This is a genomic window from Roseovarius sp., assembly GCF_965277045.1.
GTDB lineage: Bacteria > Pseudomonadota > Alphaproteobacteria > Rhodobacterales > Rhodobacteraceae > Roseovarius.
In genome coordinates, this window is the sequence record NZ_OZ255712.1 from 3,292,452 (window position 1) to 3,315,565 (window position 23,114).

Here is a 23,114-nt window from a genome sequence, read left to right on the forward strand (position 1 = left end):
GGTCCGACGCCCCGGAATGTGGCAGAACCCCGGGCATGGATCCTTCCCCTTCGCGCAAGACACTGCCGCGACTCGACGAGAGCCTGCTGACGCACCTGCCGCCGTTCTCGCGACTCGAGAAACGGCAGATCCGCACGGTCTTGGATCAGGCGTCGTCCCGGCGCTACGACGAGGGCGTGGCGATCTTTCAGGAAGGGCACGCGGCGGAGCGTTTCTTTATGCTGCTGGACGGTTACGTCCGGGTCGTGCGCATCACTCCCACCGGCGAACAGGTCACCGCCCTGCACATCCCTCCGGGCCAACTGATCGGCATCGCCAGCGCCATCGGACGCGATACCTATCCGGCGACCGCGATGACCGCGTCGGAATCGCTCGCGCTCAGCTGGCCGATGCACCTGTGGGACAGCTTCGTCGCGGAATACGACGGCTTTGCCACCGAAACCTACAAGACGCTGGGCCAGCGGCTCGGCGAAGTGCAGAACAAGATCGTGGAAATGGCCACGCAGCAGGTCGAACAGCGGGTCGCCAACGCGCTTCTGCGTCTGGTCAACCAGACGGGCCGCAAGGTGGAAAACGGAATCGAGATAGATTTCCCGATCACGCGACAGGATCTGTCCGAACTGACCGCGACCACCCTGCATACCGTCAGCCGCCTGCTCAGCGGTTGGGAAAAGCAGGGTCTTGTCGAAAGCCGGCGCAAGCGCATTGTCGTGCGCGACCCGCACGCGCTGGTGGTTCTCAGCCAGAAATAACCGCAGTCAACTCCGCTCTGCCGCCTGCCTGAGTTCCGCCAGGAAGTCCTCCTCGTCCAGGTGATACTCGGCACAGGCGTCGGTCACGCTGTGAAACGGGCTGATCAGACACCCGACGCACAGCATCCCGTGTCGCACGAAGACCGGGATCGTCTGCGGCCACGCCGTCATCAGGTCAGCCAGGGGCAGATCGGGGTCGTCCAGGCGGGCGCGGGCCATAGGCTTTCTCCTTCCCCTCTCAGCCTAACCGGCCAATCGCACCGAACATTGCGCTGGCACAAACTTCGGCCTCAGAGGTGCGGCTACGAATGGGCATCCCGCTTTCAAGGAGGCCCGAACATGGCTGAAATTCTCACGAAATCCCGGGCGCGAAACATCTTCTACGGAGGCTCGATCTTCTTCGTCGCGGTCTTCGTGGCGATGACCGTCCACTCGCACCGCTACGTGGTGCAGACCTCGACCGCCGGAATGCCCCTCACCGAAGAGGTGCGCCACGGCAAACACGTGTGGGAGGAACATTCCTGCATCAACTGTCACAGCCTGCACGGCGAAGGTGCCTATTTCGCACCCGAGCTTGGCAACGTCATGACCCGCTGGGGCGTCATGGAAAGCCCCGACGACGCATTCGAGATGCTCAAGGGCTGGATCGAAAGCCAGCCCAGCGGCATCGAAGGACGCCGCCAGATGCCACGCTACGAACTGACCGACGAGGACCTTCGTGGCCTGTCGGAGTTCCTGCGCTGGACCGATCAGACAGACACCCAGGGCTGGCCGCCCAACGACGCCGGATAAGGAGGCGAACCCATGAAATACGAATCTCAGAAAGTGGCGTACTGGTACATCCTCGCCTCGCTGGCCCTTTTCGGAATCCAGGTGGCGGGCGGGCTCCTTGCGGGCTGGATCTACGTCTCGCCCAATTTCCTGTCCGAGTTACTGCCCTTCAACGTGATCCGGATGATCCACACCAACGCGCTGATCGTCTGGCTTCTGCTGGGCTTCTTCGGTGCGGCCTATTTCCTCGTGCCCGAAGAATCGGAACGCGAGATCTGGTCGCCGAAACTGGCCTATCTGCAACTCATCATCTTGCTCGTGGGCACGCTCGGCGCGGTCGGCTCCTACCTCGTCGGCATCCATGGCGGGCGCGAGTTCCTCGAACAGCCCCTCTGGGTCAAGTTCGGCATCCTCGTCGCCGCGGTCATCTTCCTGGTGAACATCTCGATGACGGTGCTGTCGGGCAAGAGGACGGCCATCACCAACGTGCTGCTTATGGGGCTGTGGCTTTTGTCGCTTCTGTGGATCTTCGCCTTCATCAACCCCGACAACCTGAGCCTCGACAAGATGTACTGGTGGTTCGTCGTCCACCTCTGGGTCGAAGCGACCTGGGAGCTGGTGATGGCCGCGATCCTCGCGTTCCTGCTGCTGAAACTAACCGGCGTCGACCGCGAGGTGGTTGAGAAATGGCTCTACGTCATCGTCGCCACCGCGCTTTTCTCCGGCATCCTCGGCACCGGGCACCACTTCTACTGGATCGGCCTGCCCGGCTACTGGCAGTGGGTCGGCTCGATCTTCTCGACCTTCGAGGTGATCCCGTTCTTCCTGATGATGTCATTCGCCTTCGTCATGGTCTGGAAAGGCCGCAAGAACCACCCGAACAAGGCTGCCCTTCTGTGGTCACTGGGGTCCTCCACCGTCGCGTTCTTCGGCGCGGGTGTCTGGGGCTTCCTGCACACGCTGCACGGGGTGAACTTCTACAGCCACGGCACGCAGATCACCGCGGCGCACGGCCACCTCGCCTTCTACGGCGCCTATGTGGCGCTGAACCTTGCGGTCTTCGCCTACGCGATGCCGATGCTGCGCCAGCGCGCGCCCTACAACCAGGTGCTCAACATGGCCAGCTTCTGGCTGATGACCGGCGGGATGGCCTTCATGACCTTCGTGCTGACCTTCGCCGGCACCATCCAGACCCACATGCAGCGCGTGGTGGGCGACTACTACATGGACGTGCAGGACAGCCTGTCGGTCTTCTACCTGATGCGCTTCGGCGCCGGGGCGACCGTGGTGATCGGGGCACTCCTCTTCATCTACTCGATGCTGGTCGTGCGCCGGAAAGAGGTCATCACCCCCGGCCCCGCCAATCCTGTTCCCGGAGAATGAGCGATGAACATGGAAAACAAGCCCACCCTGCCGTTCTACCAGCCCACGGGCCGCGAATGCGACCTGTTCGAGACGGCCCATCACAACGGTTTGCCCCTTCTTCTGAAGGGGCCGACCGGCTGCGGCAAGACCCGCTTCGTCGAACATATGGCGGCGCGGCTGGGCAAGCCGCTCTATACCGTGGCCTGCCATGACGACCTGTCGGCCGCGGACCTGATCGGGCGCTACCTGCTCAAGGGGGGTGAAACGGTCTGGGTCGACGGCCCCCTGACCCGCGCCGTGCGCGAGGGCGGGATCTGTTACCTCGACGAGGTCGTCGAGGCGCGCAAGGACGTCACCGTAGTCCTGCACCCGCTGACTGACACCCGCCGCACCCTGATGATCGACCGCACCGGCGAGGAACTGGTGGCGCCTGCGGGCTTCATGCTGGTGGCCTCCTACAACCCGGGCTATCAGAACGTGCTCAAACGGCTGAAACCCTCGACCCGTCAGCGCTTCCTGTCGATCTCCTTCGACTTCCCGGATGCGGAAACCGAGATCGCCGTGGTCGCCGCCGAAAGCCGGCTGGAGCCGGGACGCGTCGCACCTCTGGTGCGGCTGGCCGGGCATATCCGGCGGCTGTCGGGCATGGACCTGGAGGAAGGCGTTTCGACCCGGCTGCTGATCTATGCCGCGACGCTCATGGCAGGGGGTATGGGAGTCATTCAGGCCCTGGAGGCGGCCGTCATCGAACCTCTCAGCGACGAGCCGGACGTGCAGCAGGCGCTGCGCGACCTCGTCGAGACGATCTACGGGTAAGCACAATGCACCTTCTCGATCTCATGGAACCGGAAGAGACCGTCGGCAACCTCTGGCATGACATGGCCAGCCGGATCGGGGCCGAGGTCAGCTACCCGCAGGCGAGCGTCACGCTCGCCTCGGTCCGGCCCAGCCTTGCCGTGCTGTTCCGCTCGCTGGGCGGCGCGCCGGGGGTCGAGCTGTCCGAGGTCGCCGCGTCGCTGGTGCGCCACCGTCGGCCGCTGCGGCGCAAGCTGGGGGCCGAGCGCGATCACGAATGGGTCGCCCGTTTCGACGGTGAACGCCTGGCCTTGCCGCCCTTCATCGCCGCCTTTCGCGAACCCGATCTGAACCGTGCGGCCTATTTCTGGCTGACGGCGCTGGCGGCTTGCTCCGAGATAGCGGAGTACGACTTCGCTGTAGACGGACCCGCATTCGACTGCGCCCAGATCCGGGCCAACATGGCGGCGGCGGACGCGGCCTATGCCACCTGTCCCGGGCTGCGGCAAAGCTATGCTCAGATGGCCTTGTTCTGTGCCGAAACACGTCCGAACGTCATCCGCCCGGTACAGGAGGCGGCCATGGAGGCCGCCATTCTCGACCAGCTCTGCGGGGCGAAACCGGCGCTTGCGCCCACCCCTGCCCCGCGCGGCTACATGCCCGCGGCACCCGTGCCGATCTGGCTGCGTTTTGCCGACCCCGGCTGCGGTGCACCCGCGGGCGACGAACAAGCCGATCCTGCCGCCCCTCCGCCCAATGCCGCACATACCAGCCGCAAACTGGGCGAGCGCAAGGACCAGGATCAGCAGAACCGCAAGGACAGCTTCATCATCCACCGGTTCGAATCGATCCTGTCCTGGGTCGAGTCGATGAACATCAACCGCAGCGTCGACGATGACGACGACGAGAACGCCCAGAAGGCCGCCGACGACCAGGACCGGATCACCCTGTCGAAACACGACCGCAAGGCCGCGACCCGCCTGCGTCTGCATCTCGACCTGTCGCCCGCCGATGCCGATCACGAGGCGCTGGCCGGCGAATACACCTATGCCGAATGGAACCACCGCAGCCGCAGCTACATGCCCGGCCATTGCCGCGTGCTGGACGCGCCCGCGCGCCCCGGTGGTACGGCTTTCTTGCCCGATGCCCGCCGCCTGCGCGAGGTCCGCCGCCAGTTCGAGGCGCTGCGCCCGCGCCGGATCCTGCAACCGCGCCAGGTGGACGGCTCCGAGCTCGACCTCGACGCCCTGCTGACGGCCCGCGCGGACCTGGCCGCCACCGGGCGCGGCTCGGACCGCATCTGGCAATCGGCCCGCCAGACCGAGCGGGACCTCTCAGTGGCGTTCCTGATCGACACCTCCCGTTCGACCGAGGCCGCCATCGGCGACACGTCGGTGATCGAGGTTGCGCGCGATGCGATGGCGGCGCTGGCCGGGGGCATCGACGCGGCGGGCGACCGCCTGGGCATCTGGGGGTTCTCATCTCTGCGCCGCGACCGCGTCTTCCTGACATGCTGCAAGAATTTCGACGCCCCGATGTCGCCGGACATCACCGCCAATATCGGCGCGCTGAGCCCCGGCCACTACACCCGCCTCGGCGCCGCGGTCCGCCATGTCAGCGCACGGTTGGCCGACCAGCCAAGCGCCCGCAAGCTGCTGATCGTGCTGACCGACGGCAAGCCCAACGACCTTGATCATTACGAGGGTCAACACGGCATCGAGGACAGCCACATGGCCGTGCGCGAAGCCCGCAATGCCGGGCAAAGCCTGCATGGCATCATCATCGACGAGGACGGCCAGGACTGGTTCGCCCGCATCTTCGGGCGCGGCGGCTTTACCCTCTTGCCCGATCCCGAACGCCTGACCCGGGCCCTGCCCGACATCTACCGCACCCTGACGCAGGAGACCTGACATGCGCAGACTGATCCTTCCTTTCGCCACGCTCTTCGCCTCGCCCGCGATTGCCGAGAGCTTCGACCGGCCCATCCCGCAGGCCCAGTCGGCCACCGCCGAATTCTGGTACGCGATGGCCTGCATCGCGCTCCTCGCGTCTATGGTAGCTGTGCAAAGACTGGTGTCGCGCAGATGACCCGGCGAGGATGGTCCACCCGGCGCATCGCTCTGGCGCTCTACCCGTTCGGCGCGGGCGCGGCGGCGGTGAACGTCTTCTTCGCGTCGCTGATCTTCAGCTGGGTCGGTGCGCCGGTCGCCTCGACGGCTTGGTCGCTGGGACTGGGCTGTGGTATCGGGGCGCCCGCGACGTGGTATTTCGCGCGGCACATCCGTCATCTGATGGATGTGGCGGACGGAAAGGAGGCGTCATGAAGATCGACATGCGGACCGGCCAACCAGTGATCGACGCGACCGACCTCGCCGGGCTGCTGGAACTGACCCCGGACGAGGTGCGCGAGAGGATGCGCGACGGCCGGATCACGACGCGGCTGGAAACCGGCGCTGACGATGACGCCGGAAAAATGCGGCTCAGCTTCTTTCACGATGACATGCGCGTGCGGCTGACCTGTTCCGAGGACGGAACGGTGCTCAAGACCCTGCGCACCAGAACGGGACAGCGATGATGGAAAAGACATCGGCAGAACAGATGCGCGCGTGGCAGGGCCCGGCGCTCTTCAGCTTCGGCTTTAGGCCCTTCTTCCTCTTCGGCGCGGCTTGGGTGGCGCTGGCGATGCTCTTGTGGCTGCCCGCCCTCTCGGGGACGATCACGCTGCCGACGCGCTTCGACCCGGTGTCATGGCACGCGCATGAATTCCTGTTCGGCTATCTCGGCGCGGTCCTGGCGGGCTTCCTGCTGACGGCAGTGCCCAACTGGACCGGCCGCTTGCCGATGGTGGGCTGGCGGTTGGCGGCGCTCTTCACGCTCTGGGGTGCAGGGCGCGTGGCGGTGCTGGCCTCGGGCCACCTGCCCGCGGCAGTCGCGCCGGTCATCGACCTGGCCTTTCCGCTGGTGTTGGGCGGCCTGATCCTGCGCGAGATCGTGGCGGGCCGAAACTGGCGCAACCTGGTGGTGCTGGGCCTCCTGGCCGTCTTCACGCTGGCCAACGGGATTTTCCATATCGAGGCCGTTACGGGGGCTTACGCCGCCCAAGGCTTCGGCCTGCGCCTCGGCCTTGCGACCGGCATCATGATGATCGCCGTGATCGGCGGGCGGATCATCCCGTCCTTTACCCTCAACTGGCTTGCGCAGCACAACGATCCCGCGCGGCCCGCCCCGCCGATGCAACGCTTCGACAAGATCGTACTGCTGGCCAGCATAGTGATCCTGACGCATTGGGTCGTCCGGCCGTTCGCAACACAAACCGGCGCGGCGCTGCTCCTGTTCGGCGGGCTGCATCTTGCCCGGCAGGCCCGCTGGCAGCCACATCATACGCTGCGAGAACCCCTCTTATGGGTGCTGCACGCGGCCTACCTGTTCATCCCCTTGGGTGCCTTCGCCCTCGGCCTCGACCAGATCCTGGGCCATCCGGGCACCGCCGGGGCGCAGCACCTCTGGATGGCCGGGGCCATCGGCGCGATGACCCTCGCCGTCATGACCCGCGCCAGCCTGGGCCACACCGGGCAAAGCCTCACCGCGAACCGGGCGACCGTTGCGATCTTTCTCTGCCTCTTCGGCTCGGTCCTCGCCCGGTTCGGCGCCTCGATCCATCTGGGACTCATGCATGTGTCAGGGGCGCTCTGGCTGGCGGCCTTCGTGGGGTTCGCAATCGCCTACGGCCCGTCTCTCCTGCGCCTTAAGCCGGAGAAGTAACATGGGATGGACCGGCTTCACCGCCATATTCGCGGCCTTCTTCCTGACGCACTCGATCCCCGTGCGCCCCGCAATCAAGTCCCGGATTGTGGGGAAAATCGGCACGCGCGGTTTCGGGCTGGCCTACTCGGCCCTTTCGACCGGGATGCTGGCTCTGCTGATCTGGTCCGCCGGCGAGGCACCCTACGTTCAGCTCTGGCCGCAGATGGAATGGCACCGCCATGCCGCACATCTGGGGATGCTGGCTGTCTGCCTCGTCCTCGCACTGAGCATCGGGCGACCGAATCCGTTTTCCTTCGGCGGCGCGCGGAACGAGTGTTTCGACGCATCCCGTCCCGGCATCGTACGCTGGACACGGCACCCTGTCCTGCTGGCGCTGGCGCTGTGGGCTGGTGTCCACGTTCTACCCAACGGAGACCTTGCGCATGTCATTCTGTTCGGCATGCTGGGCGGCTTCGCTCTCGCCGGTCGCGCCTTGCTCGACCGGCGCAAAAGACGGGTCCTCGGAACATCCCTCTGGGCCAGGCTGGACACAGAACGCAAGTCCGGGCCGCGGCTTCATGCGCCGCACTCCTGGCCCGGCCTGTTCATCCGGCTGCTCGTCGGGCTTGCGGCCTTCGCCGCACTTTTGCTGGCCCATCCGCATGTGATCGGCGTGTCCGCACTCTGACGCTGTTACGGTCACTCGTCGGGCGACAGGTCCATCCGCGTTTCCGGTGTGCTGGCCGGCGCGCCGTCGACCGGATGCCGCGTCGAATGTCCACCATCCGAAAGGTTGCGGGCAAAGATCAGGCAGACCATTGCCCAGGCCCCACCCGCCAACCAGCCAGCGGCAACGTCGGTCGGCCAGTGGACACCCAGATAGACCCGGCTGACGCCGACCAGTACCGTCAGCAGGACCGCGACGCTCATGACATAAACCTTGAGATGGAAACGTGGCTGCACGCGGGCGATCAGGACCCCCATCGTCAGGTATGCGACGGCCGCCATCATCGAATGGCCCGAGGGGAAGCTGGCACTATGCACAAGCGACCCGTGCGGCACGAGGTCGGGCCTTGAGCGGTCGAAGAATTCCTTCGCAAAACTGCTGATCAGAATGCCACCACCCACGGAGACCAGGATATAGATCGTCGTCGTCCATCGCCTCAGCAGCAGGAAAAAGACCGACACGACCAGCGTCATGAGCGTCAGTGCCGCGACTCCCCCCAACGCGGTGAAATCGCGCCCCATCTCTTCGAGCCACCACGGGCCAATAGGATCCGAAAGATCATCGGCGCTCCGCAACATCAGCAGGATGTCGCGGTCGACATCGCTGGTCGCGCCTTCGACAACTTCGTCGACAAGTTCGGACAGCGCCCAGGTCGCCGCAACGATGACGCTCAGAATGACGACAAAGGTCATCTCGACATTGTGGCGTGCCTGGCGAAGCAATCCTGAGAACTGGCTGAATTTCATGTGCTCACAGGTCTTTCCTCACAAGTCTTTCGTTGGGTCACCAAAGGCAAATGGAACACGACATCGCCGACCGCAATACCGTATTTCTGCTGACCGAAAATTCAATCCGGTCGCAGTTGCCCTCGGGACCGGCAAAGACGGCATCCCCAGACAATCATTGCAAGTTTTCGATATTAATGATGTGCTCACAGAATTGCATCCGGGAAACGTTTGCAGACAAAATACCAAATGGGAGGATACATGATGAATAGGATCTTGACCTACGGGGCAACGCTATCTGCCGTGATCGCGCTGACCGCCGGCGCGGCGTTCGCGCAGGAAGAAGAGACCGCCCAGCTCGACAGCCAGTACACCGACGCGGACGGCGACCTCGTTGCCGACGCGCCCGAGGATGAAGGCGCCCTGCGCGATCCAGACACGCTGGTCTTTGCCTACACGCCGGTCGAGGACCCGGCGATCTACGAGGATATATGGACACCCTTCATCGAGCATCTGGAGGAAAAGACCGGCAAGGACGTCCAGTTCTTTGCCGTGCAGTCCAACTCGGCCGAAGTCGAGGCCATGCGCTCGGGCCGTCTGCATATCGCGGGCTTTTCGACGGGCCCGACGCCCTTCGCGGTGAACCTGGCGGGCGCCGTTCCCTTCGCGATCATGGGCGCCGATGACGGTCAGTTCGGCTACAAGCTGCAGATCTACACGCAGGCCGACAGCGACATTCAGGAAGTGGCCGACATGGCCGGCAAGCGCATTGCGCACACCTCGCCGACATCGAACTCCGGCAACCAAGCTCCGCGGGCACTCTTCCCCGACCTCGGTGTCGTCCCGGATCAGGACTATGAAGTGACCTATTCCGGCAGCCACGATCAGTCGATGCTGGGCGTGGTGGCAGGCGACTATGACGCCGCACCCGTCGCCTCCGAGGTGGTCGACCGGATGGCCGAGCGCGGCCTCTATGACCCCGAGGACGTTCGCATCGTGTGGGAAAGCGATCCGTTCCCGACAACCTCCTACGCCTACGCGCACGACCTGACGCCCGAGTTGAAGAAGAGCATCGAAGACGCGTTCTTCAGCTTCGACTTCGAAGGGACCGCACTGGGCGAAGAGTTCACTGGCGTGTCGAAATTCATTCCGATCACCTACAAGGATCAATGGCGCGTCATTCGCCAGATCCAGAAGGCCAACGGCGTCGAGTATACGCCTCAGGGGCTCGCTTCGGAATAATGAGCCACATCGACAGGACCGGTACCACGCGTGCCGGTCCTTGTCCGGAGGAACAAGCGAATGCTGAAGATTACCGACCTGGTCAAGCGCTACGATGGCGGTGACCCGGTCCTCAAGGATCTCGATCTGACGATCGAGGGGCAAACCGTTGTTTCAATCATCGGCTCGTCGGGTGCGGGCAAGTCGACCCTCCTGCGCTGCATCAATCGGCTGGTGGAGCCGACGTCGGGAAGTATCAATCTCAACGGGACCGAACTGACGCACCTGCGGGGTGCCAAGCTGCGCGCGGCGCGGCGCAAGATCGGGATGGTGTTCCAGGGCTTCAACCTTGTGGACCGGCTGACCGTTATGGAGAACGTCCAGTCGGGTCGGCTGGGCTACATCCCGACATGGGCCGCGATCCTGCGGCGTTATCCCAAGGCGGACATTCGCCGCGCCTACGAACTGATGGAGCGTGTCGGCATCGCGCATTACGCCAACAAGCGCGCCGACCAGCTTTCGGGCGGCGAACGACAGCGCGTCGGCGTCGTGCGCGCCCTTATGCAGGACCCCGACATCCTGCTTGCGGACGAGCCGACGGCCTCGCTCGACCCCAAGACCTCCGAACAGATCATGGGCCTTCTGCGTGACCTCGCGGGCGAGTTGAAGCTGCCCGTGGTGATCAACATCCACAACGTGGGCGAGGCCAAGGAATACACCGACCGCATCGTCGGCATGCGCTATGGACGGATCATCTTCGACGACGTGCCGGCCAGGCTGGATCAGGATGCCATGGACCAGATCTATTCCGGCAGCCCGCACGCAGATCGGAGCACGGATCCGGTGGTCGCGCAATGAGCAACCATCCCGACACATGGCGCCGTCCACCCTTCATTTCCAACCGGTGGCTTCGCTGGGCCGTCTATATCGGGGCGCTGGTTTACGTGGTCTGGGTGATCGCCACGATCCCCATCGACTGGCAACGCGTCGTCGAAGGCGTGGACCGCGCCGGACGCATCTTTGGCGGAGCGATCCCCCCAAGCTTCGAACGCAGCGGATTGCTGATCGACGGCTTTCTCGAAAGCATCAAAATTGCAATTCTCGCGACGGCGGGCGGCGTCATCCTGTCCATCCCGATCGCCTTCATGGCCGCGCGCAACGTGGCCCCTTTGCCCATCTTCTACCTGGGACGCTTCATCATCATCGTGGCACGCAGTTTCCACCCGGTGATCGTCGCCATCATCTTCGTCAAGGCCGTGGGTTTTGGCCCGTTTGCAGGGGTCCTGACGCTGGTGGTCTATTCCATCGGTTTCGTCGCCAAGTTGCTGGCCGAGAGGATCGAGGAAATCGACATGGGTCAGGTCGAGGCGACCCGCGCCGCCGGGGCGCCGTATCTCTCGACGCTGTTCTACGCGATCTTCCCGCAAATCATGCCGCGCCAGATCGGCCTGACGATCTACCAGCTGGATTCGAACCTCCGCGCATCCGCCGTGGTGGGCATCGTCGGGGCGGGCGGCATCGGCGCAACCCTCGCCAATGCCTTCGGGCGATATGACTATGATTTCGCCTTCGCGATCACAATCGTCATCGTCGCGGTGATCCTCGTGTCGGAAGGCGTCTCGGGCTACATCAGGAAGCGAGTGGGATGAACAGCATATCCGAGCAGTTCGGCCGCGAGGACTGGTCGCGCTACACGCCAAAGCAGAAGGCCCGGCGGTTCGGCATTTTCGCCGTCTGCGCCGCGGCCATCGCCTGGGCGTTGACTTCGATCGAGGTCGTCTGGGCGTGGGTCTGGGATTCCCCCCAACAGATGGGCGACCTTTTCAGGCGCATGTATCCGCCCGACGCGACCAATCTCTGGACGATCCTGAGCGTCCTCGTCGAGACGGTCAACATCGCTACCATTGCCACCGCCATAGCCGTCTTCATGTCGCTGCCGGTGGCCTATATCGCCGCGCAGAACACGACACCCAACCGCGCGACGCTCTGGCTCGGGCGGCTCATCCTTGTCACGTCGCGGTCGGTCAACACGATCATCTGGGCGTTGCTCTTCGTGGCGATATTCGGACCCGGCGTCCTGGCCGGGATCGTGGCAATCATGTTCCGCTCCATCGGCTTCATAGGCAAGTTGCTGGGCGAGGCCATCGAAGAAATCGACAGGCGCCCGGTCGAGGCGCTGGAAGCCACGGGCGCATCGCGCTTCAAGGTCATCGCCTACGCCATCGTACCGCAGGTCATGCCCACGTTCTGGGCCGTGTCGATCCTGCGCTGGGATATCAACCTGCGCGAATCCACCGTGCTGGGACTTGTCGGCGCGGGCGGCATCGGCATCATTCTGCAGGGCGCAATCGACACGTTCAACTGGCCCGAGGCCGCAACCGTGCTGATCGCGATCCTGGTGCTGGTGATCGTCGGAGAGGTTGTCTCGGCCTTCCTGCGCCGCCGTATCCTGTGATCCAGGGGACCGCCGAGGCGTTCGAGGTCTACCTCGACATCCGACACCGCCTGCCGCCGGCGGAGTTTTCCGGCACGCCGGTCCGTGCGCAGACGCTTGCGGATGTGGCAGACCCGTATGACGTGATCCTGCTCGATGCCTATGGCGTCCTGAACGCGGGCGAGGCCCCGATTCCGGGCGCGGCCGAGCGTATCGCGGCGCTGCGTATGGCGGGCAAGACGGTGATGGTCGTGTCGAATTCGGCGGGATATCCCAAACGTCTGATGATGGAACGCTACGCCCGTCTCGGGTTTGATTTCGCGCCAGAGGAGGTCGTGACCAGTCGTGACACTCTGTTGGCGTATCTTGCCGATGCCCCGCGAAGACACTGGGGCCTCATGCTCTCGGACACCTATGGGACCGAGGAATTCGACAGCATTCAGACAACGTTTCTGAAAGACGACGCCGATGCTTACGAAGCCGTGGAGGGGGTTCTGTTGATCGGCTCGGACGGCTGGACGGAAGACCGCCAGCGCCTTCTGGAAGACGCGCTGGTCAAGCGGCCCCGCCCCGTCGTCGTAGGCAATCCCGACATCGTGGCCCCGCGCGAAGTCACCCTGTCGCTGGAACCCGGCTACTACGCACACCGGCTCGCCGACCTCGGGCTGGGCGGTCTCTATTTTCTGGGCAAGCCCTTTGCCAGCATATACGACATCGCCCTGTCGCGTCTGCCGGTGAGGCTCCCGCCATCGCGTGTCCTCATGGTCGGTGACACCCTGCATACCGACATTCTGGGCGGACGGCACATGGGATTTGCAACTGCCCTGGTAACCGGCTTCGGGTCACTGGTCGGGATAAACGAAGGTGATGCCATCACGCGATCCGGCATTGTTCCGGACATCATTGTCGATCAAATATGACAGAGAGGTGCACCTAGGAACGAGGGATAGCGATACGCCCTCAAGCTTCAGACACCTGATGCAAATAGCTATTCACATTTGACAATACTCCCGCCGGCGGCACCGGCGCGTCAGGTCAGCCGCTGCCCCGAGGCGGCGGCCAAGGGCCGACGCCGAGACACCCTGCGCGGCAAGGCCGCTCCGGCTACCTGTCGTCATAGCCTTTCTTCTGCGCCTGGTAGAGCCGCGCGTAAAGCCTGTTCTCGACCAGCAGGTCCTCGTGCCGGCCCTGCTCCACCAGCTGCCCGGATTCCAAAACGAATATCCGGTCCGCATCCGCGATCGAGCTCAGCCGGTGCGCCACCACGATCGTCGTCTTGCCTTTCGTCAGCCGCTCCAACGCCGACTTGATCCGCTCCTCCGTCGCCTGGTCCAGCGCCGAGGTCGCCTCGTCCAGAAGCAGGATCGGCGCATCGCGCAGGAACGCCCGCGCAATCGCGATCCGCTGTTTCTGCCCGCCCGACAGCTGCGCCCCCTTGGGCCCCACCGGCATCTCGCCGCGCGCCCGGATCAGGTCGGCGATCTCGGCGTCCTCGGCCGCCTGCCAGACCTGCGCCTCGGTCGCCTTCGGATTGACGTAACGGATGTTGTCCCAGATCGACGCGTTGAAGATCACGATATCCTGCGCCACCACGGAAAACGCCCCCCGCAGCGCCGCCACCTGCAGGTCCCTGATGGGCGTCCCGCCAAAGGTGATGTCACCTCCCTGCACGTCGTAGAGTCGCGACAGCAGCGACAGGATCGTCGTCTTGCCCGACCCTGTCGAGCCGACGATGGCCGACACCTTCCCCCCCTCGAACGCCATGTTCAGGCCCCGGAACAGCGGCTGATCCGGCGAATAGGAGAACGTCACATCCTTCAAAACGATATCCCCGCCGGTGTCGAACGCCGTCTTCGCCCCCTCGGCATCCCTGATGCTTGGCTCTTGGTCGTAAAGGCTCCGCACTCGGTCCAGCAGCACCAGGCTCGATTGCAGCCCGCCGAAGAACTGTGCCAGCAGGCGCGCGGGGTCGAAGACCATCACCATGCCCAGCAGGAAGGTGATGATCCCCGCGCCGTCCACTTCATACGCGGGCGACAGCACCATGTATCCCCCGCCCCCGATCACCAGCACATAGACAAAGGCCGAGCTGAGGTCGATCGACGGCAGCACCAGCGCCTGGGTCACCTGCACCCGGGTCGTCAACCGCCGGATCGCATCGGTCCCGCGCATCAGCCGGTCCTTCTCGACCTCCTCCTGCCGGGCGATCTTGACGGTGCGCATACCGTTCACCGTCTCCTCGATCCCGTTCATGTAGCCGCCCAGTGCCTCCTCGGCCTCGCCCTGGGCCTGTTTCACCCGGTCCGAGACGAAATTCATCACCACGATGATGAACGGCAGCACCACGATGGCCGACACGAACAGGATCGGGTTTTTCCAGATAAGGTACCCCGACACCACGACCACTGTTACCGCGTCCCGCAGCGCGCCCGCCACGCCCAGCCCGACGAAGGCGCCGATCTGCTGCGTCTGCGTCACCAGCTTCTGGATGATCTCGCCCGACTTGGTACGCTCGAAATAGGCAAGATCCAAGGACATCAGATGCCCCACCAGATCCCGCCGCATCTCGAAGATCGCCTGGTTCGACACCCTGACCGTGATCATCGGCGCCAGAAAGGACACCACGCCGCGTACGGCGAACAGCACGAACACGACGATACAGACCTCGATCAGTTCACGCATCGCGCCTGCCTCGAAGATCACCCGCAACCCGTCCTCGGTCATCGCCAGGAACTGCTGGTAAACCAGCCCCTGCACCAGGATCAGCAGCAGAACCAGCAGCAGCTTGCCCTGATGCTTGCGCAGGTAGTTCCGCCAGAACCACCGCATGTTCCGCTTGTCCGCGTCGCTATACAGCGGCTGGCGTGTCTTGGTTGGGGTATCGCTCATGTCAGGTGCAGTCCGATCGCTTCTCAACTGACGCCTATAGAGGCTTCGTCACCAAAGGTCAGCCCCCCGCGCAAGCGTTGCTTTCTTCCGGCCTTAAACGCCCTCAAGAAGGCCCGGGCCTTCCTGAAACGGGGACAGAGCCCCAAATACTATTGGAGTTTGAGTGTCACTATTTCATAGCGCCGCCTTGCGTCCGCCTGCTGAGCGACCGCTCAATGCCAGCTGATTAGGTCCTCTCCGATCACTTGGCCGAAAACGTTCTCCCGGTGCCATTGCAAGTTCTTCGGACTGGGCCAATCCTCCCGGTTCTTCGGCTTCCACAGCTTGCAATCCGGTCGAAGCAATCGCGCCACGACGTCGTCTGGCACTTTGTTGCGAGACACAAGAATCGTCTCGTTATCATCAGCGACAGACACCAAGCCGCGGTCAAACATCCAATGCAAAGTAGCAGACAAAGCTAGGCCATTGCGAACCGAGTCGCTGCCTCGGCGCTCAACCGGGCGAATATGCGCAGCCTGCACTTCGGGTCGACCACCACCATTCCGCAGCATCAAGCCTGACATCGCGCAACAATAGTCGTAGGCTTCACGCACCTTCCTGCGGAAAGCAACGTCACGATACGGTCGACGGGTAAGACGCTCCAGCACCGGACGATCAAACGGCTCCGCATCCTCATTGAGCGCGCTATTCTGTGGATCATAGCGCGTCGCCTCGATTTTCTCCAATTCCTGCGGCAGACCGAGGTTTACGATGCGGGCGAAATCTGCTTCCGGCAACCGCCGCACAGCCAGCTGCACGGCGCCTCCCTTTTTTGGCGCGCCGTCCTGCTCTGTCAGGGCCGTTTCCAAAGGTCGCCCATCGATCAGTCGTGGGACTTCCCAATCAAAGGGAAGAAAGCTTCCAGGCTCGATCATGGCAAGGAATCTTCCCTCGGCGCCCGGCTTCGGGATCACCCGCTCGATCTTCGCGACAGCAAAATAGCCCCGAGGGCCGGCTTTGACAGGTTCGTAATAGATGACCCAGTCACCGACAGCCTCCTCGACCGCCTTCAGGTACGAGCGCGGAAAGTCATAAACGGCATCCGGCTCATCCTCGTAAATCGAGTTGGCTTTATGCAGGAGAACAAGTTTTACCATGTGCCCAGGAAAGCGACGACGCACAGAAATGCAAGTCTTTCCGGACCTCGGCGGGTCACCTCAAGCACGTCTGGAGCAAAGCCCCCAAAACGCCTCAGCGCAGCCCGTCCTCACCCTTTACCTCGTCCACCGTCAGCCCGCCCATTCGGTCGTGGATGCGCCCGCCCCGGCTCATGGCCAGCACGAACAACAGCTCATCGGCACGGGGTCCGTCGGGCAGGCCCACTTCCATCCCGTCGAAATGGCTGCGCACATAGGCCGCGTTGATATGCCCCAGCGGCACGTCGATCCGGCTGCCCGGCCCGCCCTGCTTCATCGACGAGGGCACGATCGCCTTCGCCTCGCCCAGCCGCGCGCGCATCGCGTATCCCCCCGGCACATGCCACAGCGCGGTATGCTCCAGTTCCCCGGCCTCGCCCGCCATGGCGGCCTTGCCGTAGCCGTCGATGCCCTCGGGGCCGCCCATCGCCTCGATCAGCCGGTCGGTCATCATCAGCCCCAGCGGCTTCAGGTCGTCCATCGCCGATTGCAGATCCTCGGCATAGGCGCCCGCGAACGGGTTCTTCACCAGAGCCGCCATCGCGGCGCGGCGGCGCGGCGTCCCGGCGGCAGGCCCGCCATCGTGATGGATCTCTTCGACGAAAAGCGCGGTCTTGCGCAGGGTGAAGTCAGGCATGTTCAGGGTCTCTTTCTTCGATCATGGAAGTCTCGCCGACGGTCACGCACTGCCCCCGCAGGCTCAGGCAGGCCGCATGGATCACGCCCCGCGCCACCAGCCCGGCCGCATAAGCGCGCCCGGCCTCCAGCGCGCGGGTCACGTCGCCGTCACTCAGCACACCGACCTCCCGCGTCACCGCGCGCGCGCCAAGGTCACTGTCCGGCGACACCTCGCAGGCCGGAACACGGACAATCGTCGAATGCCCCGGCAGGTCCACGGCATTGGCGATCAGCGTGGCGGCGGCGTCGGCTGTCGCGGCGTCCCGCGCCAGCACCGTCACCGCATCGGCAATGCCTAGCGAATGGCTCCGCCCGCCCGCGCCGGACGTCGCCACCCCGCGCACCGGGTTGCCATGCAGTACCGTCACATGCCTCGGCACAGGGCCCGCAATGGCCGCCGGCATGACCTCGCCGGGCCCGATGTGAAAGGCCACGTCCCCACCGTTGTTCACATAGGCCTTGCGCACGCCCGGCCCGTCCAGAATGGCCGCCAGGATCGTCTCCGCGCCTGCCCCGGCCACCGCCGCCATCGGCGTTACGAACTCCGCCGCAAAGGGACGGACCGCCTCGATCATGCGCCGCGCCGTCTCTCCCTCGACAGGCCCGCCCACGTGGCTGCGCAAGCGCGGCAACTCCGCCACCAGCTCTTCCAGCAAGGTCCCGAACCGTGCCACCGCTCTCTGAAACGCCGCCTCACGGCCCGCCCCTTCAATGCCCACGATCATGTCGATCGGCCCGTGATGCAGGTGCAGCCTTTGCCCGTCCGGCAGCCAGCTCGCCTGCGCGCCCGACATCACTTGCCCTCCACGACACGCACCGCGCTGCCGTACTCGCCGCCATGCTTCAGGATATCTGCGACGGTCCGCACCGTCGCATCATGCCCGCCCAAGGCCCGGTAATCCTCGCGGCTTAGCGTGAATTCCAACGGCGCCACCAGCGCGGGCGTCGGCACATGCCCGAACGATCCTTCCGGCATCTTCAGCACATCCACCATCAGCGTGATCCCGCCCCCGGGCCAGATAAAGGCCGGCGCCCCACCACAGGTCACCCGCGTCTTCAGCGCCTGCACCGATCGGGTCAGCTTCACCGGGTTCTGCGTCACGCCCGAGCGCAGCGACCCGCCCGCCCCCGCCTGGAACATCACCGTGCACAGCGCCGGCTCGCAATTCTCTGCGATCAGGTCCACCGATGGCTTCAACGCCTCCGGCAGCTCCGCTTCCTGCGGTTGCAACTCCTCATCCAGAACGTAATAGCCGTGATGCTCCCCCGTGGTGCTGACCATCAACAGCGTCAGCCCCGGTCGCGCGCCTTTCTTTTCCAGCCACGGGTTCAGGATTGCCAGCGGATCGTCCAAATCGGTGCCGCCCCAGCCCTGCCCCGGCTCGGCCACCTTGAAATACCGCCCCGGAGTCGACCGGCGCCCCTTGATCCGAATGCCGGTGTCAGGCCAGCCCAGCACCTTGCCTGCTTGGTGTTCGCTGACCACCCCGGTGATGTGGTCATCCACCACCACCACCTCGTCCACCAGCCCGTGCCATTGGCTTGCGAACATCCCGATGGTGGCCGAGCCGCAGCCGACGCGCATCCGGTCCTCGCGCTGGCCATTGACCACGGGCGCCTGCCCGGCCTCAACGACCACCGTCGCGCCATCGTCGATCTCCAGTTCCACCGCCTCGCGGTTGCACAGCCGCAGCAGCGCGTCGCAGGTTGCGCGCCCCTCGGGTTTGCCGCCGCCGGTCAGGTGATCCACCCCGCCCAACGACAGCATCTGCGAGCCATATTCCGACGTGGTCACATGCCCCACCGCCTCGCCATTGCTGCGCACGGTGGCCGCCTCGTGGCCCAGGTGCCGGTCGGTGTCGATCTTCACCTTCACCCCGCAATAGGAATAGATCGCCTCGGTCACCACGGTGACGAAATCGGCCCCCTCGACCTCGCGGCTGACGATGAAGGGCGCGGGCTTGTAATCCGGATAGGTCGTGCCCGCCCCCACGCCGCTGACGAACACCTCTTCGCCGCCCAGGATCTCACCATCCCATTCCGGCCCGAGGAAGGGCTTCACCGCGTCGCCCTTGGAAACCCTACGGTCTAGTATGGTCAACGGATCGCAGCGCACGATCCGGCCATCCTCGTTGGCATAGCGGTCGCAGGCCCCGATCTTGCCCGGTGCGATATAGCACATTACCGGGCAGGCATCGCAGCGGATCTTCTCCTCTTGCCCCCGCTCAGCCATGCCCCGCCTCCCGTATCGCCGCCAGTACCCTGTGCGGCAGTGCGGGCAACTCGGTCACCAACGCCCCCGTCGCATCCCGGATCGCGTTCAATATCGCGGGGGCGGTGGGGATCAGCACATGCTCCCCCAGCCCCTTCGCACCCATCGGCCCTTCCGGGTCTGGAACTTCCAGAAAGATCGTCTCGATCTCCGGCATGTCGCCCGTGGTGGGGATCAGGTAATCGTGCAGGTTCTCGGTGCGCCGCGGAATGAACTCTTCCATCAGCGCAAGGCCCAGCCCCTGCGCGATGCCGCCCTCGACCTGCCCCTCGGCCAGTTGCGGATTGATCACCCGGCCCAGATCATGCGCCGCGGTGACCTTGTGCACCTTCACCGTGCCAAGGCCCATATCCACCGACAGCTCCACCAACTGCGCGCCGTAGCCATAGACAGCGTAGGGCACCCCCTGTCCGTCTTCGTCCAGCGGCTGCGTCGGCGGATCGTAACTTTCCTCGGCCCACAGCACATAGCCATGCGCCTGCTCGGAAAGGTCCGCCAGATCAATCCTTTGCTCGCGCTCACCATCGCTCACATGCAGCACGGCGCGGTCCAGCCGCAGAACCGCCTCCGGCCCCATATTCGTCTGCTTCAGGATCAGCGCCCGCAAGGCCCGCCCGGCCCTCAAGGCCGCGCTTCCGGTCACGTAGGTCTGGCGCGACCCAGACGTCTTCCCGCAATCCGGCGTCAGAGCGGTATCGGCCCCGATGATCTCGAACTGCGCCAAAGGCAGCCCCAGCGCATCCGCCGCGATCTGCGGTATCACCGTGTTCGACCCCTGCCCGATATCCACCGCGCCCTGGTGCAGGCACAGCCGTCCATCGCGCGTCAGCCCGATCCGAATGGTCGACGGATTGGCGATGGCTGTATTCCCGCATCCGTACCAGCAGGAGGCGATACCAACGCCATGCCGAATGTGTCCGCCCCTGGCGTTGGCGGCATCGGCCCGGCGCAAGGCGTCCTGCCAGGGCGTTTCCAGCGCCTCCAGGCACGCCTCCATCCCCACGCCATAAAGCGTTTGGCCACAGACCGTCGACTGCCCATCGCGCAACGCATTCAACCTTCGGAACTCCAGCCGGTCCATGCTCAGCTTGCCCGCCAGATCGTCAAACAGCGTTTCCTGCAGGATCGCCGCCTGCGGCACGCCAAATCCGCGGAACGCGCCGGAGATCGGCTGATAGCTGTAGTTCGCCCGCGCCTCGGCGTGGTAGCTCGGAATGAAATACGGCCCCGAGGCATGGACCGGCACGCGCCCGGCCACGGTCGGCCCCCAGCTTGCATACGCTCCCGTATTGAAATCGCCGTCGAACTGCATCGCCACGATACGGCCCTCGGCGTCGGCCCCGAGAGTGCCGCGCATGTCCGACGGGTGCCTTTTCGTGGTCGAGGCCATGCTTTCGGCCCGGCTGTAAACCATCCGCGCCGGCTGCCCGGTCTTCAGCGCGACCACCCCGATAAGCGGCTGCAAGGACACGTCCAGCTTGGACCCGAACCCGCCACCCGTCGCCGCCGGAATGATCCGCACCGCCTCGGGCGGCAGTCCCAGCACGGCGGCGGTATCGTCCCGATCCATGATCGGCGCCTGCGTGCAGGCCCGGATCACCAGCGTCTCGCCATCCATCCAGGCGACCCCGGCCTCGGGCTCGATATAGGCGTGCTCGACATACCCCGTCCGCATGGCGCCGTGGACCATGACTACCGCGTCGGCCATTGCCTCTCGCGCCATGCCGCGCCGGACCTTGCCCGCGATCAACAGGTTGTCGGGATGCGCGTCGTGCACCGGGCGGTCCGCCGGATCCTCGCGCCAGGTGATTGGAAATCCCGACAGGTCCAGCGTCTCGACGATCGCAGGTTTGCCCGCGACCAGCGCCACCGCCTCGCCCGCCAGCCGCGCCCGGTCCTCGGCCAATGCCGGCTGGTCGCGGAACGCCGGGATCACGCCGAAACGGTTGGTCCCGGCGATATCCCTTGCGGTGAAGACGCGCACGCCGCTGTCCGCAGCCCATCCGTCGATATCCCCAAAGGCAAAGGATGCCGGTGCATAAGGGGCTCGCACCGCGCGCACCAGCAGCGCATCCTGCGGCACGGCATCCGCGCCATAGGCTTCGGTGCCGTCGACTTTCGCCGCGCCGTCAAGCCGCGCCACGGCCGCGCCCACCGCCCGGCCCGCCTCCGGCATCTCCGCCACCGCGCCGGGGGCCGCATCCATCACCGCGTCGATGATCTTGGTGTAACCCGTGCACCGGCAAAGGACACCGCCCAGCGCTTCCTCGGCCTCGGCCCGTGTCGGAGCGCGCGCGCCGCGCAGATAGGCCTCCGCCGTCATCACCATGCCGGGCGTGCAGATCCCGCATTGCGCCGCACCGCGCCGCAGAAAAGCCTGCTGCAACGGGGTGTTCTTCTGCCCTTCGATCGTCTCGATGCTGCGACCTTCGGCCTGACCCAGCGGCGTCAGGCAGGCGCAAACGGGCGCCCCGTCCAGCAGAACCGTGCACGCTCCGCAGTCCCCGGCGTCACAACCCACCTTGGTGCCGCGCAAGCCCAGACCGTCGCGCAGAACCTCGGACAAGCGCCGTGCCGGGTCCGCCGGCAGAACCTGGCGCTGACCGTTCACGGTCAGGGTACAGGTGTCCATGGGCCGGTTCATCCCGCGCGCCCCGCACACGCGACATCCGCCACAGCCCGGCGCAGCAATTCCGTTGCGGCGTGGCTCCGATACGCGGCATCGGCGCGGATATCGTCGAGCGGCGACAATACGTCCGCCACGACATCGGCATCGACACGAGCCGCCAGCATATGGTCGGCCTTGCACCCGATCAGCGCCGCTTCGACCGCAGGCAATCGCATGGCCACCGCGCTGCACGATCCGACCGCCATCGCGGCCCGCGACACCGTGCTGTCCGTCACCTCCAGCCGCACCGCCACCATGGCGATCGAAATCACCAGGTATCTCCGCGCGCCCAGCTTCAGAAAGCGCGAGCCTCCTGCCATTGCCGAATGCGGAATATCTATCGCCGTGACGACCTCGCCTTGCTTCAGGGCCGTCTTGCGCGGCCCGGTGATGAAGCTTTCCAACGGCATCCGCCGCAGTCCCGTGGCCGAGGCCAGCTCGACCTCCGCCTCCAGCGCCAGCAGGCAAGGCACCCCGTCCGCCGCGGGCGAGGCGTTGCAGATGTTCCCGCCCAGTGTCCCGGCGTTCTGGATCTGCGCCGCGCCCACCTCGCGCGCCGCCTGTTTCAGCATGTCGCAGGCGGGCGGCAAGTCGGCCTTCACGATATCGCTCCAGGTGGTTGCCGCGCCGATCCGCAAACCATCGTCGCCCCGCGCGATCCCGCGCAGGCCCGCCACGCGGCTGATGTCCACCACCGGCCCCTGCAAGGCCCGTGCCGCCGTCGCCGGAAACAGATCGGTGCAGCCCGCCGCCACGCGCCCGCCGCTCTGCGCCAGCAGCGCCAGCGCATCGTCCAGGGTCTCGGGCCTCATGTAACCGCTCACCGCGCTCTCCATGCCGGGGTGCGCTCATCGTGCGCCGCCGCATTTCGCCCTGTCAACTCAAAGCGTTTTGCCGT

At 65.1% G+C, this 23,114-nt stretch carries 24 protein-coding genes; 15 read left to right on the plus strand and 9 right to left on the minus strand.

Going from position 1 to position 23,114, the window contains the following annotated elements:
- Positions 1–35 precede the first annotated feature (35 nt).
- A complete protein-coding gene (locus ACQY4V_RS16455; RefSeq protein ID WP_428513503.1) occupies positions 36–752 on the plus strand; it encodes a Crp/Fnr family transcriptional regulator in 717 nt (238 codons plus the stop codon).
- Positions 753–758: 6 nt separating this feature from the next.
- Here the strand turns inward: ACQY4V_RS16455 and ACQY4V_RS16460 are convergent, their stop codons facing one another.
- Positions 759–971 carry a DUF1858 domain-containing protein gene (locus ACQY4V_RS16460; protein WP_428513505.1) on the minus strand — a complete coding sequence of 71 codons (213 nt, stop codon included), beginning with the start codon at positions 969–971 and terminating at the stop codon, positions 759–761.
- A gap of 120 nt (positions 972–1,091) precedes the next feature.
- Here ACQY4V_RS16460 and ACQY4V_RS16465 point away from each other — a divergent pair, with 120 nt between their 5' ends.
- The 9 genes from ACQY4V_RS16465 to ACQY4V_RS16505 are packed head-to-tail and all read left to right on the plus strand — an operon-like array spanning position 1,092 to position 8,115.
- Complete coding sequence (locus ACQY4V_RS16465) at positions 1,092–1,544, plus strand: c-type cytochrome (protein ID WP_428513507.1); 453 nt, start codon at positions 1,092–1,094, stop codon at positions 1,542–1,544.
- Positions 1,545–1,556: 12 nt separating this feature from the next.
- Complete coding sequence (locus ACQY4V_RS16470) at positions 1,557–2,906, plus strand: cbb3-type cytochrome c oxidase subunit I (RefSeq protein WP_428513509.1); 1,350 nt, start codon at positions 1,557–1,559, stop codon at positions 2,904–2,906.
- A gap of 3 nt (positions 2,907–2,909) precedes the next feature.
- Complete coding sequence (locus ACQY4V_RS16475) at positions 2,910–3,704, plus strand: CbbQ/NirQ/NorQ/GpvN family protein (protein WP_428513511.1); 795 nt, start codon at positions 2,910–2,912, stop codon at positions 3,702–3,704.
- Positions 3,705–3,709: 5 nt separating this feature from the next.
- The gene (locus tag ACQY4V_RS16480; RefSeq protein ID WP_428513513.1) at positions 3,710–5,593 is read left to right on the plus strand and encodes a nitric oxide reductase activation protein NorD; all 1,884 of its coding nucleotides are present in this window, start codon (positions 3,710–3,712) and stop codon (positions 5,591–5,593) included.
- A 1-nt stretch (position 5,594) separates the two neighbouring features.
- On the plus strand, positions 5,595–5,771 hold the full coding sequence (locus tag ACQY4V_RS16485) for a protein NnrT (RefSeq protein WP_428513515.1): 177 nt from the start codon (positions 5,595–5,597) through the stop codon (positions 5,769–5,771).
- Positions 5,768–6,007, plus strand: a complete 240-nt coding sequence (locus tag ACQY4V_RS16490) for an NnrT protein (RefSeq protein ID WP_428513517.1) — start codon at positions 5,768–5,770, stop codon at positions 6,005–6,007. The genes ACQY4V_RS16485 and ACQY4V_RS16490 overlap by 4 nt, the downstream gene beginning before the upstream one ends.
- A complete protein-coding gene (locus ACQY4V_RS16495; RefSeq protein WP_428513519.1) occupies positions 6,004–6,258 on the plus strand; it encodes a DUF6522 family protein in 255 nt (84 codons plus the stop codon). The genes ACQY4V_RS16490 and ACQY4V_RS16495 overlap by 4 nt, the downstream gene beginning before the upstream one ends.
- On the plus strand, positions 6,258–7,445 hold the full coding sequence (locus tag ACQY4V_RS16500) for an NnrS family protein (RefSeq protein ID WP_428513521.1): 1,188 nt from the start codon (positions 6,258–6,260) through the stop codon (positions 7,443–7,445). Before ACQY4V_RS16495 ends, ACQY4V_RS16500 begins: the two co-directional genes overlap by 1 nt.
- A gap of 1 nt (position 7,446) precedes the next feature.
- Complete coding sequence (locus ACQY4V_RS16505; RefSeq protein WP_428513523.1) at positions 7,447–8,115, plus strand: NnrU family protein; 669 nt, start codon at positions 7,447–7,449, stop codon at positions 8,113–8,115.
- An 11-nt stretch (positions 8,116–8,126) separates the two neighbouring features.
- On the opposite strand, the gene ACQY4V_RS16510 is transcribed toward ACQY4V_RS16505, so the two are convergent.
- Positions 8,127–8,900, minus strand: a complete 774-nt coding sequence (locus tag ACQY4V_RS16510; RefSeq protein WP_428513525.1) for a phosphatase PAP2 family protein — start codon at positions 8,898–8,900, stop codon at positions 8,127–8,129.
- Between the two features lie 243 nt (positions 8,901–9,143).
- Between ACQY4V_RS16510 and phnD the strand changes: the two genes are divergently transcribed.
- Genes phnD through ACQY4V_RS16535 form a run of 5 tightly spaced genes read left to right on the plus strand, consistent with a single transcriptional unit; the run spans position 9,144 to position 13,454 of the window.
- Positions 9,144–10,121, plus strand: a complete 978-nt coding sequence (gene phnD, locus ACQY4V_RS16515) for a phosphate/phosphite/phosphonate ABC transporter substrate-binding protein (RefSeq protein ID WP_428513527.1) — start codon at positions 9,144–9,146, stop codon at positions 10,119–10,121.
- A 60-nt stretch (positions 10,122–10,181) separates the two neighbouring features.
- The gene (gene phnC / locus ACQY4V_RS16520; protein ID WP_428513529.1) at positions 10,182–10,958 is read left to right on the plus strand and encodes a phosphonate ABC transporter ATP-binding protein; all 777 of its coding nucleotides are present in this window, start codon (positions 10,182–10,184) and stop codon (positions 10,956–10,958) included.
- Positions 10,955–11,749: a phosphonate ABC transporter, permease protein PhnE gene (gene phnE, locus ACQY4V_RS16525; protein ID WP_428513531.1), complete on the plus strand. Its 795-nt coding sequence runs from the start codon at positions 10,955–10,957 to the stop codon at positions 11,747–11,749. The genes phnC and phnE (ACQY4V_RS16525) overlap by 4 nt, the downstream gene beginning before the upstream one ends.
- Positions 11,746–12,555 (plus strand): phosphonate ABC transporter, permease protein PhnE, encoded by an 810-nt coding sequence (gene phnE / locus ACQY4V_RS16530; protein ID WP_428513533.1) that lies wholly within the window; start codon positions 11,746–11,748, stop codon positions 12,553–12,555. The genes phnE (ACQY4V_RS16525) and phnE (ACQY4V_RS16530) overlap by 4 nt, the downstream gene beginning before the upstream one ends.
- Positions 12,552–13,454: a TIGR01459 family HAD-type hydrolase gene (locus ACQY4V_RS16535; RefSeq protein ID WP_428513535.1), complete on the plus strand. Its 903-nt coding sequence runs from the start codon at positions 12,552–12,554 to the stop codon at positions 13,452–13,454. Before phnE (ACQY4V_RS16530) ends, ACQY4V_RS16535 begins: the two co-directional genes overlap by 4 nt.
- A gap of 184 nt (positions 13,455–13,638) precedes the next feature.
- On the opposite strand, the gene ACQY4V_RS16540 is transcribed toward ACQY4V_RS16535, so the two are convergent.
- The 7 genes from ACQY4V_RS16540 to ACQY4V_RS16570 all read right to left on the minus strand — a co-directional run bounded on the left by ACQY4V_RS16540 (position 13,639) and on the right by ACQY4V_RS16570 (position 23,040).
- Complete coding sequence (locus tag ACQY4V_RS16540) at positions 13,639–15,423, minus strand: ABC transporter ATP-binding protein (protein WP_428513537.1); 1,785 nt, start codon at positions 15,421–15,423, stop codon at positions 13,639–13,641.
- Positions 15,424–15,635: 212 nt separating this feature from the next.
- Positions 15,636–16,559 carry an HNH endonuclease gene (locus tag ACQY4V_RS16545; protein ID WP_428513539.1) on the minus strand — a complete coding sequence of 308 codons (924 nt, stop codon included), beginning with the start codon at positions 16,557–16,559 and terminating at the stop codon, positions 15,636–15,638.
- 94 nt (positions 16,560–16,653) lie between these two features.
- Positions 16,654–17,235 (minus strand): amino acid synthesis family protein, encoded by a 582-nt coding sequence (locus ACQY4V_RS16550; RefSeq protein WP_428513541.1) that lies wholly within the window; start codon positions 17,233–17,235, stop codon positions 16,654–16,656.
- Entirely contained in the window at positions 17,228–18,070 is an 843-nt protein-coding gene (locus tag ACQY4V_RS16555) for a UPF0280 family protein (protein WP_428513543.1), read from the minus strand. The genes ACQY4V_RS16550 and ACQY4V_RS16555 overlap by 8 nt, the downstream gene beginning before the upstream one ends.
- Positions 18,070–19,509, minus strand: a complete 1,440-nt coding sequence (locus ACQY4V_RS16560) for a 6-hydroxynicotinate reductase (RefSeq protein ID WP_428513545.1) — start codon at positions 19,507–19,509, stop codon at positions 18,070–18,072. The genes ACQY4V_RS16555 and ACQY4V_RS16560 overlap by 1 nt, the downstream gene beginning before the upstream one ends.
- Complete coding sequence (locus ACQY4V_RS16565; protein ID WP_428513547.1) at positions 19,502–22,180, minus strand: molybdopterin-dependent oxidoreductase; 2,679 nt, start codon at positions 22,178–22,180, stop codon at positions 19,502–19,504. Before ACQY4V_RS16565 ends, ACQY4V_RS16560 begins: the two co-directional genes overlap by 8 nt.
- An 8-nt stretch (positions 22,181–22,188) precedes the next feature.
- Complete coding sequence (locus tag ACQY4V_RS16570) at positions 22,189–23,040, minus strand: FAD binding domain-containing protein (RefSeq protein WP_428513549.1); 852 nt, start codon at positions 23,038–23,040, stop codon at positions 22,189–22,191.
- Between the last annotated feature and the right edge of the window lie 74 nt (positions 23,041–23,114).